The following is a 13,026-nucleotide window of genomic DNA, read 5'->3' as shown; positions in this document are numbered from 1 at the left end:
GCCCCCACATGACTTATTGCGTTGCCGTCAAAACCCGCGCTGGTTTGGTTTTTTTGTCCGACTCCCGCACCAATGCGGGACTCGACCAGATCAGCACCTTCCGCAAAATGATCGTTTACGAAAAAGCAGGCGACCGCTTCATGACCTTGTTGTCGGCGGGCAACCTGAGCATTTCGCAGTCGGTGCGCGAAGTGCTGCAGATCGAAAAACTGGTCGAATCCGGCCAGGACGAGCCGCTCACCATCTGGAACGCCAAAAGCATGTTCGACGCCACCCGCGTGCTGGGCGCGGCCGTGCGCCGCGTGTACGAGCGCGATGCCGCTGCGCTGCGTGCTTCGGGTGTGGATTTCAACGTGTCCATGATTTTTGGCGGCCAAATCGGCAACGAAGGGATGCGCCTGTTCCAGATTTATTCCCCCGGAAACTTCATCGAAGCGACCGAAGAAACGCCCTACTTCCAGATTGGTGAATCCAAATACGGCAAGCCGGTGCTCGATCGCGTCATCACCCCCAATACCCCCTTGGATGAAGCGGCCAAGTGCGCCCTGGTGTCGATGGACTCCACCCTCAAATCCAACTTGTCGGTAGGCCTGCCGCTGGACATGGTGGTCTACAAAGCGGGCAGCCTGCAAACCGACCGCATCATGTGCATCGACGAACACAATCCCTACTTTCAGATGCTGCGTTCCAGCTGGGGCGACAAGCTGCGCCAGATGTTTGACAGCATCGAAGACCCCATGTGGAACGGCGGCGCGACCACTGTCCCTCTCATGGTGCCCGCCCAGCGCAACGCCCTGCTCAAGAAAATTACCACGCCAGACGAGAAACTGATTTGAAGCAGCGGTGACCCAGCAGGATCAAGCCCCTGCTCGGGCACCATTCAAACCCGTCTCAAGTCGAGCGTGTACGGAAACTCTGGGCTGGCGTGCTGTGTAGCGTTGGGCCCCAGTGCGGCCAGTTGGCGGATCGCGCCCGGGGTGTGCCCCATGCGGAAGAAACGCGCTAGGCGGCGGCTTTCAGCCTCGTAGGCGTTGACCGGGAAGGTGTCGTAACTGCGACCACCCGGGTGCACCACATGGTATTGACAGCCGCCCAGCGAGCGCTTCATCCAGGTGTCCACCAGATCCAACGTCAGCGGGGCGTGTACGCCGATGCTGGGGTGCAGCGACGAGGGTGGGTTCCAGGCCTTGTAGCGCACGCTGGCCACGTACTCACCCACCACGCCCGTGGGCTGCAGGGGCAAGGCCTTGCTGTTCACAGTGACGAAGTGCCGCGCCGGGTTCATGCCGGTCACATGCACTTCAATGCGCTCGAGCGACGAGTCCACATAGCGGGCCGTACCGCCTGCGGCGTTCTCTTCACCCATGACGTGCCAAGGCTCCAGCGCGTTGCGCAGGGTGAGCACCACGCCATCGACCTTGAGTTGTCCGACCAGCGGGAAGCGGAACTCGAAATGCGGCGCAAACCAGCTGGGGTCAAAGTGAAAGCCTGCATCGCCCAGTTCGGTCAACACGTCATCAAAGTCCTTGTGGATCCAGTGCGGCAACATGAACCGGTCGTGCAGCTCGGTGCCCCAGCGGGTCACGGGCGCGGAGTAAGGTGCGCCCCAAAATCGGGCGACCAGCGCACGCAACAGCAGTTGCTGCACGATGCTCATGCGGGCATGCGGCGGCATCTCGAAAGCACGCAGCTCCAGCAGGCCCAGTCGCCCGGTACTGCTGTCGGGTGAATACATCTTGTCGATGCAAAACTCGCTGCGGTGGGTGTTGCCGGTCACATCGATCAGGATGTTGCGCAGCGTGCGGTCAACGATCCATGGCGGCATGTCCTCGCCATGCTTTTGCCGATGGCGAACGATCTCGCGAAGTGCGATCTCCAGCTCATAAACCTGGTCGTTGCGCGCCTCGTCCACACGCGGGGCCTGGCTGGTGGGGCCGATGAACATGCCGCTGAACAAATAGCTCAAGCTTGGGTGGTTGTGCCAATAGAGGATGAGGCTGGCCAGCAATTCGGGGCGACGCAAAAACGGACTATCGGCAGGCGTGGCCCCGCCCATCACCATGTGGTTACCGCCACCGGTGCCGGTGTGGCGGCCATCGGTCATGAACTTTTCGGCCGACAGACGCGTCTCGACAGCGGCCTGGTACAAAAATTCGGTGTGGTCCACCAACTCGGTCCAGTTGTGCGCCGGGTGGATGTTGACCTCGATCACGCCAGGATCGGGCGTGACTTGCAAGAGTTTGAGGCGCGGGTCACGGGGCGGCGGGTAGCCTTCGAGGACGATCTGAATGCCCAGTTGTCGTGCGGTGGCTTCGACGGCGCTCACCAGTGCCAGGTAGTCTTCGAGGCGCGCCAGGGGTGGCATGAAGACATAAAGCACGCCGGACTTTTCACCCTTGGCCATGGCATCAGCCTCCGGTTTGGGGCCGTTGGCGCGGTTCGGGTCTCGCACTTCCACGCACAAGGCGGTGCGCACCACCGATGGATCGGACTTGAACTTGGCCGGGGCCTTTTGCGCAGCCAATGCCTTGCGGGTCGCGCTAGCGTCAGGGCTTGCCGAGATGTGCCTTGGCTGCATCGTGACCTGCAAAGCTGTGGGCAAAGCCGGGCGTATCGAGAGATGAGGCGAGAAAGGATCTAGCTCGATCTGTTGCAAGCGATCAGTCGGCGCAGCCCAAGGCAGCGAGTCCAGCGGCAAGCGCCAGCCCATGGGTGAATCGCCGGGCATCAGGTACATGCGTTCGTCGCGCACAAACCAGCGGCCGGTTTGCCACTGCGTTCCCATTAGCACCGGGCTCTTGCCTTCGGGCGGATCGATGGGTTGCAGCGGCAGCACATAACCCACTGCCGCATCCAGCCCCTGGCTGAAGATGCGGCGCAAGCGGTTGCGCTCCATCTCGTCATCCAGCCGGGCGTCAAACGGGTCCACATTGACAGGCAAGCGGCGCTCACGCCAGAGGTAGTACCAAGTGTCTTCATAACCTGGCAACACGGTGTTGCCAGGCAGGCCCAGTTGCTGTGTCAGAGCCTGCATGAAGCGCTGCGCGTCGGCGCTGGTGTAGCGGCTGGGTTCGCGCTCGTCGGCAAAAACGGCGGGGTCTTGCCAGCAGGGCGTGCCGTCGGCGCGCCAATAAATAGAGAGCGCCCAGCGCGGCAACTGCTCGCCGGGGTACCACTTGCCTTGACCACAGTGCAAGAAGCCTCCTTGGCCATATTGTTGGCGCAGCTTGTGCACCAGCTCGGTGGCCAGGCCCCGCTTGGTCGGGCCCATTGCGTCGGTGTTCCATTCGGCGCCATCGCGGTCTTGCGTCGACACAAAGGTGGGCTCGCCGCCCATGGTCAGCCGCACGTCTTGCGCCACCAGTTGCGCATCGACCTGTTCACCCAGTTGCAGCACATCGGCCCATTGCTCGTCAGAGTAGGGCTTGGTCACGCGGGGCGACTCGTGGATGCGCGTCACGCTCATTTCGTGGTGGAACTCGACCTCAGCCTCGTCCATCAGGCCCTCGATCGGGGCGGCGGCAGACGGCTGGGGTGTGCAGGCCAGCGGGATGTGGCCTTCACCGGCCAACAGGCCCGAAGTCGGGTCCAGCCCCACCCAGCCTGCGCCGGGCAAATACACCTCGCACCAGGCGTGCAAGTCGGTGAAGTCGACCTCGGTGCCGCTGGGGCCATCCAGCGATTTCACGTCGGGTGCCAGCTGGATCAGGTAGCCCGAGACAAAGCGGGCCGCAATGTTCATGTGCCGGAACAGTTGCACCAGCAACCAAGCCGAATCGCGGCAAGACCCGCTTTGGAGCATCAGCGTTTCTTCGGGGGTTTGCACACCGGGTTCCATGCGAATGGTGTAGCGGATGTCCTGGTGCAATCGTTGGTTGATCTGCACCAAAAAGTCGATGGTGCGCTGGCGCTTGCGGTCAAGGTTGGCCAGGTATTTCTTGAACAGCGGTGTTTTGCTGTCCTTCATCAGGTAGGACTGCAATTCCTCCTTGACCATGTCCGAGTACTTGAAGGGCACTTCTTCAGCCGAGGGCTCCAGAAAAAAGTCAAACGGGTTGAACACGGCCATTTCGGTGACCACGTCCACGGTGACTTTGAAGGCGGTTGTCTTTTTCGGAAAGACCAGGCGTGCCTGGTAATTGGCAAAGGCGTCTTGCTGCCAGTTGATGAAATGCTCTTCAGGTTCGACCTTCAGGCTGTAGCTCAGGATGCGGCTACGGCTGTGTGGCGCGGGGCGCAGGCGGATGACTTGGGGGCCGAGCTGCACAGGGCGGTCATATTCGTAATGGGTAACGTGGTGCAGGGCAACGTGTATCGACATATCTCGTTCAGCGCAACAGGGGCTGCACACATGACAAATGCAGCTTGGGCCGTCACATCTAGCAAGACACGCGCCAAGAAACGCGCCTCGGTCTGGGCGTCGCACAGTCGAGAATCCGCACACATTTGGTGCCAACTGCGATATGGCACCATCAGAGTGCATGCCATCTCCCGATTCGGGATGTTAGCCATCTGGGCACTGCAGCCATTGCTCACCGAATTGGCTTGGCACCTCTGCGACGACCTTGATTCGGGTCAGGCTGCGTGGGTATATATCTTGCTAATTTTGTGACAGGAGTGAATAGCCATGCGCCAATTCGACGAAATGTACAGCCGTCTTCCCACCGGGGACGATGCGGGAGATATCCGCAAACACTACGAAGCTTATGCCCGTTGGTTGAATACCCAAGACCCGCAAGCCATGGCCTCACGCCGTGAAGAAGCCGAGATGATTTTTCGCCGTGTGGGCATTACTTTTGCTGTGTATGGCGAGCTGGACGAAGACAAGAACAATGAAGAAGGGGGCACCGAGCGCCTGATTCCGTTTGATCTGATCCCCCGCGTCATCGCCGCCAAAGAGTGGAAAAGCATGGAGGCTGGTCTGGTTCAACGTGTCACAGCCCTCAACCGCTTCATCCACGACGTTTACCACGACCAAGACATCCTGAAGGCGGGCATCGTGCCCCGTGAACAGATTGAGCGCAATGCCCAATTCCGCCCCGAGATGGTAGGCGTGGACGTGCCCAACAACATTTATTCGCACATCAGTGGCATCGATATCGTGCGTGCGCCAGATGCGCAGGGCAACGGCGAGTACTACGTGCTCGAAGACAACCTGCGAGTGCCCAGTGGCGTGAGCTACATGCTGGAAGACCGCAAGATGATGATGCGGTTGTTTCCAGACCTGTTCAGCCAGCACCGCGTTGCCCCGGTCGCACATTACCCTGACCTGTTGCTGGAAACCCTGCGTGCCTCAAGCCCCGCCACCACGGCCGAGCCCACGGTGGTGGTGCTCACGCCCGGCATGTACAACAGCGCCTATTTCGAGCACGCCTTTCTGGCCCAGCAAATGGGCGTTGAGCTGGTCGAGGGGCAAGACCTGTTTGTCAAAGACAAGTTTGTGTACATGCGCACCACGCGCGGCCCCAAGCGGGTGGACGTGATCTACCGCCGGGTGGACGATGACTTTTTGGATCCCAACGTGTTTCGTCCCTCCTCCACCTTGGGCTGTGCAGGCCTGATGGACGCCTACAAAGCTGGGCACGTGGCGATCTGCAACGCGGTCGGCACGGGCGTGGCCGACGACAAGTCGATCTATCCGTATGTGCCCGAAATGATCAAGTTCTACCTGGGCGAGGAGCCGATCCTCAAAAACGTACCCACCTTCGTGTGCCGCAAGCCCGGCGACCTGCAGTACACCCTGGACAACCTGAAAGACTTGGTCGTCAAGGAAGTGCACGGCGCAGGCGGCTACGGCATGCTGGTCGGTCCTGCATCGACCAAGGAGGAGATCGAGCGCTTCCGCGAAGCACTGCTGGCCAACCCCGAGGGCTACATCGCGCAGCCCACGCTCAGCTTGTCCACTTGCCCCACTTATGTGGACAGCGGCATCGCGCCGCGCCACATCGACCTGCGCCCCTTTGTGTTGTCTGGCCGCACGGTGCAGATGGTGCCCGGGGGCCTGACCCGCGTGGCACTCAAAGAAGGCTCTTTGGTGGTGAACTCATCGCAAGGTGGCGGCACCAAAGACACTTGGATATTGCAGGACTGAGGAAAATCAACATGCTTTCTAGAACCGCTGACCACCTCTTCTGGATGTCCCGATACATGGAGCGGGCAGAGAACACGGCCCGCATGCTTAATGTGAGCTACGAAACCTCTCTTCTGCCCCAATCGGCAGCGGCCGTGGAGGCCGGGTGGGAGGGTATTTTGTCGATCAGCGAGTTGCTGCCTGCTTACACTGCGCGGTACAAAAACATCACCCCCCGCGATGTGATGGCCTTCATGGTGAAAGACGTGGACAACCCTTCATCCATCATCTCGTGCCTGCGTGCCGCCCGAGAAAACGCCCGCGCCGTGCGTGGCACGCTGACCACCGAAGTCTGGGAGACACAAAACCAGACCTGGCTCGAAGTCAACCGCATGCTCAAAAGCGGCGAATTCGAGCGCGACCCAGGTCAATTTTTTGAATGGGTCAAATTCCGCTCGCACCTGTCCCGAGGCGTGACGGTGGGCACGATGCTGATGGACGAGTCGCTGTATTTCATGCGCATGGGCACGTTTTTGGAGCGGGCCGACAATACGGCGCGTTTGGTGGATGTCAAGTTCCACGCCATGCAAAACGACTTTTTTGGCGCCCCGCAATACGGAGCACCCGAGACTGAAAGCACTCAGGAATACGACTTTTACCACTGGAGCGCCATCTTGCGCAGCGTCAGCGGCTTCGAGGTATACCGCAAGGTCTATCGCGATGTGATCCGTCCCGAGCGGGTAGCTGAGTTGCTGATCTTGCGTCCTGACATGCCGCGCTCGCTGCATGCCAGTCTGAACGAAGTGGTGTCGAATTTGAAGCTGGTCTCACACGATGCCAACAGCGACACTTTGCGCCATGCCGGGCGTTTGCGCTCAGAGTTGGCCTTTGGTCGTATTGACGAAATCCTGGCTACCGGCCTGCACGCCTACCTGACCCAGTTCTTGGAACGGGTGAACGTTCTGGGCGGTCGCATCAGCCGGGAATTCTTGATGCCACATGCCGCTTGAATCTGACAAACAACCCAGTCAACACGGGTTCATGCACCCAGGGGCGCGACCGTCACGGCCACTTCAAGCGTGTGCGCCCCGCCACCTTGCAAAACACCCCGCAGGGGCGAGACATCGGCAAAATCTCTGCCTACTGCCAGTCGCACGTAGTCTTCACCAGGACTGGCCAGGCCAGTGCGGTCGTTGGTCGGATCCAAATCAAGCCAGCCTTGGCAAGCGTGTTGGGCCAACTGGGGCAGGTAAACCGACGCCCAAGCGTGTGAGGCATCGCTGCCCACCAACCTGGCTTGACCGGGTGGCGGTTGGGTCAACAGGTAGCCGCTGACATAGCGGGCGGGTAAACCCAGCGAGCGCAAACAGGCCAACAAAATGTGGGCAAAGTCCTGGCAAACGCCGCGTTTGTCTTGCAGGGCTTCAAGCGCTGGGGTGTTGATGTCGGTGCTGGCTGTTTCGTAGCGGAAGTCGCGGTGCATGCGCGCTGTCAACTCCTGCGCGGCCTGCATCAGGGATCGCCCCGGCGTGAAACTGCTTTGCGCGTAGGTCAAAAACACTTCGTGGACAGGTGCATGGTGCGAACCAAACACAAAGCCGCTGTGCACATCGCAGGGGTGCCCCCCCCGGTAGCGAAAGTGTTCACGCACCGATTCCCAGCTTTGCGCGGATGTGCCGGGTGCAATGGCTGAGGTCTCCAGTTCGCTGTACGCGCGAACCATCAGGCCATCGTGCGGATTCGTCAGAGCCCAATAGGCCCGATGGTTGAAAAAAGCATCGATGTTGTGCTGCACCGAAGCGTGGGGCTCCACCTGCATCCTGTGGCTGATGACCTTTTGGCAGGGCGTGTGGGCCGGTTGCAGGTGCGCCACATGCTGCGCGGTTTGCACCGGTGGACTGTATCGGTAGCGGGTTTCGTGGGTGATGGCCAGGCGCATGGTGAGGAGGGCGGGTCAAGCGCCAACGCTGTATCGGGCTTCGCCGCTGTGGGTGAAAAACAGGCTGCACAGTTGGTCAGAGACCTCACAAGCCGCTGTTTGACAATGTGCCAAAGCGGCATGCAATGGCAACTCGTGACCGGGTTTTGCTGGGTTGCTTGCCTGGGGCCACAACGACTCGGGCGTCATCTCAATCAGCTGTGGCACCAACTCGGCCATGGGGGTCGTAGCACCATCGGCCAGGTGGCCCATGCGGCGCAAGCGCTTGCGTAAGGTGTGCGCCACCCAGCCCAGTGAACGCGGATTGTCGGTGTGGGTCACCAGCAAATCCATCAATGCCTGGGGTGTGCGGCTTTGCTGGTACTGCGCATGGAAGCTGATGGTGCTGTCAAACAGGTCGAGCACGGCGTCAAACCCGGCCTGCTCGCCGATCAGCCCCAACTGCACAGCTTCAGAGAGGGCGTTGGACAAAAATTCCAGGCGCTCGATGTGACGACCGATCGAGAGCAACCGCCAGCCGTCGTCGCGGCTCATGCGGTCGGTTTGGGCACCGGTCAATGCGGCCAGCATCTGGCTGGTGTCGGCCAAAAGGCGCTGCACGGCCAAGGTGTCGGGTGCCGAACTCTGGTGCTCTGGGCTGAAGAAACGCGACTCGGCTTGTTCCAGCAAACGCCAATGTTCGGGCGACAGGCGTTCGCGCACAGAGGCGGCGGCCAGCCGCACAGCTCGTAAATTGAAGCCGACGCTGGTGGCCAGTTCTTTGTCCCACAGGCCTGCAATGAGTGAGCGTTCAAACACGCGGTGCGCTTGCGCTGCTGCGGGCACGCCCGCGCGAACCAGACCTTGGCGCGTGGCCATCCGGGTAATGAAATGGAGCAAACAAGGCAGATTCTGGTTTTCGCCGCCCAGAATTTCCAGACTCAGGCGAACCAGACGCAAAGCATTTTCAGTGCGCTCGGTGTAGCGGCCCATCCAGAACAGGTTTTCTGCGGCACGACTGGTGACCAGGCGTTGACGCTGCAGTGATGTGGCATCGGGGATGGGTTCCGCCTGTGGCCTTGCGGCAGTATGGGTCGACGAGGGGAATGGACTGAACGACTGTGACTGCGACTGTGACTGTGACTGTGACTGTGATTGAACTGCACCCGGCGTGGGGCTCTGCACCCAGACATCGGCGCTGCTGCCACCCCGCTGCATGGATGCGATGCCTTCGCGGGTGCCCAGGCGAGCCAAGCCACCAGGTAAAACCTGCCAGTGGCCTTGGGCGTTGGCCACGGCGAACACGCGCAGCACCACGGGCCGTGACTGGATGCAGGGCGCACCATCGGCACCGGTTTGCCATGTGGGTTGGTGCGACAAGGGCAGCCACGATTGCAGTGTGTGGGCATCCGGGTCACGCAGGATGCGCCCCGCCCACTCGTCTTGTTCGCGGCGTGAAAGCGAATGACCTTGGACAGGCTCAAAGCTTTGGCGGTCGGTGTTGTAGGGGTAGGTGGGCTTGATCACACAGCTGATGATGCGCGGCAACACATCTTGCAGCGCAGCGGCTTCACCGCACCACCAACTCGGAATGGCAGGCAGTTGCAGTTCTTCGCCCAGCAGGTCACGCGCCAGTGCAGGCATGAAACCCAGCAGCGCGTTCGACTCTAGAAAGCCCGAGCCCGGAGTGTTGGCCACCAAAACGTTGCCACTGCGCACCGCTTGGAGCAAGCCAGGCACGCCCAGTGTGGAGTCGGCGCGCATTTCCAGAGGGTCCAGCCAATCGTCATCGACGCGCTTGAGCAATCCATGCACCTGCTGCAAGCCCTGCAAGGTTTTCAGATAAAGCTTTTCGTCGCGCACGGTCAGGTCATTGCCTTGCACCAAGCTCAGACCAAGATACCGCGCCAGATAAGCGTGCTCGAAATAGGTTTCGTTGTACGGCCCGGGGGTGAGCAGCGCGATGTGAGCCAAAGCCCCAGCTGGGCTGCGGGCCTTGATGCCGTCAATCAAAGTGCGGTAAGTTTCGGCCAGACGGCGCACCGGAAAAGCATCGAAGGCTTGCGGGAACAAGCGCGAAACAATTTGCCGATTTTCGAGCAAATAACCCAGACCCGAAGGCGCTTGTGTGCGTTGAGACAACAGCCACCAGCAACCGTCGGGCCCGCGTGCCAAATCAAACGCGGCTAAAGACAAATAGCGCCCCCCCACGGGAGGTACGCCGTGCATGGCGGGCAGATAGGCTGGGTGGCCTTGCACCAAAGCCGCAGGCAGTTGACCGTTGAGTACAAGCTTTTGCGGGCCATAAGCGTCGGCCATGATGCGTTCAAGCAACTGCATGCGCTGCATCACGCCGGCTTCAATTTGCTGCCAGTCCTTGGTGTCCAACATGAGCGGAAACAGGTCAAGCGACCAGGGCCGCTGAGGCTGGTCGGCGGCGGCATAGACGTTGTAAGTGATGCCGTTGTCACGCACCTGCCGCTGCAGGTTGGCCATGCGGGCGTTCAGGTCCGGCAATAGGCCAGAGGTTTCAGAGGCCAGAGTTTTTATGAAGGTTTGCCACGGCCCGCAGATCGGGCTGGTGGTTTTTGCAGGGGCGGCCGCGGGCTGCGCATCAGCCGATGGCGTGACTTCACCCCGCATTTCATCCCAGTGATTGGCAGGAGCGCACTCTTGCTCAAGCGCCAGCCATTTCACGGCTTCGGATTCAGGGACGCTGTCCTGTGGGTGCGAGTTGTCATTCATCAAACGATTGTCGCTGGATTTTGACTTTTTTTGCGTGGTTTAAGATGCAGACGAGTTCTTTACCAAGACCACAAAATGACTGGTTAATCGGCCGGAACCCTGACAGGCGGCCCTCCACTCGCTCATCCATGATGAAGCCCATCACGCACTCGTCCGCTCAGACAAGCTGCCACCAAGCCCTCACTGACGTTCTATCCGTTGAAGTATGAAACCACGCATCATTTTCTCGCACGGCAACAGCTTTCCGGCCAGCACCTACCGCTTGCTGTTCGACAACCTGCGTCAGCGCGGCTTTCAGGTCGATGCCATCGAAAAGTTCGGTCATGACCCCAAGTACCCCGTCACCAACAACTGGCCTCACTTGGTGCAGCAACTGGCCGACTTTGCACATGAAAAGCAAGGCTCGGGCGGCCCTGCATTTTTGGTCGGTCACTCACTGGGCGGCATCCTGAGTTTGATGTGCGCCGCCCGCCACCCCGAGCTGGCGCGCGGTGTGGTGCTGGTCGACTCGCCCGTGCTGGGCGGCTGGCGCGCCACCACCTTGGGCCTGGCCAAGCGCACCCCCCTGATCGGCGCACTCTCACCCGGGCGCATCAGCCAAAAACGCCGCCACCACTGGCCCAATGCCCAGGCGGCGCTGGAGAGCTTTGCGCACAAAAAATCCTTTGCACGTTGGGACCCGCAAGTCCTGCAGGACTACATTGACCACGGCACCCACGACGAAGAGGGCCAGCGCGTGCTCAGCTTTGACCGCGACATCGAAACCGCCATTTACAACGGCCTGCCGCACAAACTCGATAGCCTGCTCAAGCGCAAACCCCTCAAATGCCCCGTCGCCTTCATCGGTGGCACGCATTCGGCCGAAATGCGCCAAGCAGGCACCGACCTGACCCACCAGGTCGTCAAAGGCCGCATCATGATGCTCGACGGCTCCCACCTGTTCCCCATGGAAAAACCAGTGGCCACGGCTGCAGCCATCGAAGCGACTTTGCGCAATTTTGGCTTCTGAATCTCGTGTGCTGTCTCCCTTTTCCGCACAGGTGACAGGTCCATGTCACGGCCATGCCCATAATCCCCGGGTCACGATTTGAAGGTCTTTCCATGTCATCCTCACAACCGCTTCGCGGCATTCGCGTCGTCAGCCTGGCCCTCAACCTGCCCGGCCCTGCCGCCCTGATGCGCCTGGCGCAAATGGGCGCCAGCTGCACCAAGGTCAACCCACCTTCTGGCGACCCCATGCAGCACTACACGCCTGATGGTTATGCGCTGATGCACAAGGGCGTGAAACACCACACCTTGGATCTCAAAACTGCAGCGGGGCAATCTGCGATACACAAGCTGCTGCCCAAGACCGATGTGCTGCTGACCTCGTTTCGCCCCTCGGCCTTGAACAAGCTGGGCCTGAGTTGGACGTCATTGCGCAAGCAATACCCCGCGCTCAGCCTGATCGAAGTGGTCGGCGCCCCCGGCGCGCTGGCCGAAATTCCTGGCCACGATTTAACCTACCAGGCCGAAGTGGGCTTGGTCAACGGCATGGACCTGCCCCCGAGTTTGTTTGCCGACATGGGAGGCGCACTGATGGCCAGCGAAGCCACGCTCAAAGCGGTGATCTCACTCAAGAGCTCCGGCAAAGGCTCGCGCCACGAAGTGGCCTTGTCCGATGCCGCCGCTTGGCTGGCCCTGCCCCGCCAGCTGCGCATGACCACGCCCGATGGCGCTGTGGGGGGTGCGCATGCGGGCTACCGCATTTACGCCTGCAAAAACGGCCGCGTGGCCGTGGCGGCCCTGGAGCCGCACTTTGCGCTGAGTCTGTGCGAAGCCGCAGGCGTCCAACTGACCCACCCGGTCAAAGACCTCTTCAAACCCGCTACGCGCAAAGCCATCGAAACCTTCTTGGCCAGCCAGACACGCGCGCAGCTCGACAAGCTGGCCGTGGCCAAAGACATTCCGCTCATGACACTCAAGTGAGTCGTTGGCAGCCCCTGCGTCTGCCCCTTATGAATCCGAACCCTTGAAATCTTGAGTGACAGGCAAGGGATGAATGCTTTGTAGGAGCCCACCCCTGTGGGCGATGGCTTGCCGTGGCGGTATGGGTTCAATCGCCCACGGGGTGGGCTCCTGGTATGGATTGACCTGTCAATAGGTGCCGGTTGTTTTTCAGCTTTCTCTCTCTGTTTCTTTTGTCTTCTCGGTCAGTGACTGTGGATCAGGGACTACGAGGCTGATTGGGCGACGGTAGATCATTCTGGTATTCGTGGGTTGGTTACCACATGCCTTGTCTTCGGTCGCGCAG

The 13,026-nt window shown here is 60.5% G+C and carries 8 protein-coding genes; 5 read left to right on the top strand and 3 right to left on the bottom strand.

Annotation, left to right across the window (positions count from 1 at the left end; genetic code table 11):
• The first annotated feature begins 8 nt into the window (after window positions 1-8).
• Window positions 9-836, top strand: a complete 828-nt coding sequence (locus tag B9Z49_RS04645; RefSeq protein ID WP_108352286.1) for a proteasome-type protease — start codon at window positions 9-11, stop codon at window positions 834-836.
• 44 nt (window positions 837-880) lie between these two features.
• Here B9Z49_RS04645 and B9Z49_RS04640 read toward each other — a convergent pair whose 3' ends face one another.
• Window positions 881-4,321 (bottom strand): DUF2126 domain-containing protein, encoded by a 3,441-nt coding sequence (locus B9Z49_RS04640; RefSeq protein ID WP_108352285.1) that lies wholly within the window; start codon window positions 4,319-4,321, stop codon window positions 881-883.
• Between the two features lie 306 nt (window positions 4,322-4,627).
• Between B9Z49_RS04640 and B9Z49_RS04635 the strand changes: the two genes are divergently transcribed.
• Both B9Z49_RS04635 and B9Z49_RS04630 read left to right on the top strand, forming a co-directional pair.
• Window positions 4,628-6,091: a circularly permuted type 2 ATP-grasp protein gene (locus tag B9Z49_RS04635; RefSeq protein ID WP_108352284.1), complete on the top strand. Its 1,464-nt coding sequence runs from the start codon at window positions 4,628-4,630 to the stop codon at window positions 6,089-6,091.
• Window positions 6,092-6,102: 11 nt separating this feature from the next.
• Window positions 6,103-7,080, top strand: coding sequence for an alpha-E domain-containing protein (locus B9Z49_RS04630; RefSeq protein ID WP_108352283.1), 978 nt, complete (start codon window positions 6,103-6,105; stop codon window positions 7,078-7,080).
• A gap of 29 nt (window positions 7,081-7,109) precedes the next feature.
• On the opposite strand, the gene B9Z49_RS04625 is transcribed toward B9Z49_RS04630, so the two are convergent.
• The gene (locus B9Z49_RS04625) at window positions 7,110-8,009 is read right to left on the bottom strand and encodes a transglutaminase family protein (protein ID WP_108352282.1); all 900 of its coding nucleotides are present in this window, start codon (window positions 8,007-8,009) and stop codon (window positions 7,110-7,112) included.
• A 15-nt stretch (window positions 8,010-8,024) separates the two neighbouring features.
• Window positions 8,025-10,733, bottom strand: coding sequence for a circularly permuted type 2 ATP-grasp protein (locus tag B9Z49_RS04620; protein WP_108352281.1), 2,709 nt, complete (start codon window positions 10,731-10,733; stop codon window positions 8,025-8,027).
• A 205-nt stretch (window positions 10,734-10,938) separates the two neighbouring features.
• On the opposite strand from B9Z49_RS04620, the gene B9Z49_RS04615 reads away from it, so the two are divergent.
• Window positions 10,939-11,742: an alpha/beta fold hydrolase gene (locus tag B9Z49_RS04615; protein WP_108352280.1), complete on the top strand. Its 804-nt coding sequence runs from the start codon at window positions 10,939-10,941 to the stop codon at window positions 11,740-11,742.
• Between the two features lie 92 nt (window positions 11,743-11,834).
• The gene (locus B9Z49_RS04610; RefSeq protein ID WP_108352279.1) at window positions 11,835-12,701 is read left to right on the top strand and encodes a CoA transferase; all 867 of its coding nucleotides are present in this window, start codon (window positions 11,835-11,837) and stop codon (window positions 12,699-12,701) included.
• The last annotated feature ends 325 nt before the right edge of the window (window positions 12,702-13,026 follow it).

The organism is Limnohabitans sp. 2KL-51 (assembly GCF_003063645.1).
Classification (GTDB): Bacteria; Pseudomonadota; Gammaproteobacteria; order Burkholderiales; family Burkholderiaceae_C; genus Limnohabitans_A.
Note: the sequence above shows the minus strand (reverse complement) of the source record. Positions and strands in the feature narration are given on the sequence as shown.

Excerpts from the sequence above, each read along its gene's own strand:
- B9Z49_RS04645 (WP_108352286.1), top strand. The coding sequence starts at position 9 with ATGACTTATTGCGTTGCCGTCAAAACCCGCGCTGGTTTGGTTTTTTTG.
- B9Z49_RS04615 (WP_108352280.1), top strand. The coding sequence starts at position 10,939 with ATGAAACCACGCATCATTTTCTCGCACGGCAACAGCTTTCCGGCCAGC.
- B9Z49_RS04635 (WP_108352284.1), top strand. The coding sequence starts at position 4,628 with ATGCGCCAATTCGACGAAATGTACAGCCGTCTTCCCACCGGGGACGAT.
- B9Z49_RS04625 (WP_108352282.1), bottom strand. The coding sequence starts at position 8,009 with ATGCGCCTGGCCATCACCCACGAAACCCGCTACCGATACAGTCCACCG.
- B9Z49_RS04640 (WP_108352285.1), bottom strand. The coding sequence starts at position 4,321 with ATGTCGATACACGTTGCCCTGCACCACGTTACCCATTACGAATATGAC.
- B9Z49_RS04630 (WP_108352283.1), top strand. The coding sequence starts at position 6,103 with ATGCTTTCTAGAACCGCTGACCACCTCTTCTGGATGTCCCGATACATG.
- B9Z49_RS04610 (WP_108352279.1), top strand. The coding sequence starts at position 11,835 with ATGTCATCCTCACAACCGCTTCGCGGCATTCGCGTCGTCAGCCTGGCC.
- B9Z49_RS04620 (WP_108352281.1), bottom strand. The coding sequence starts at position 10,733 with ATGAATGACAACTCGCACCCACAGGACAGCGTCCCTGAATCCGAAGCC.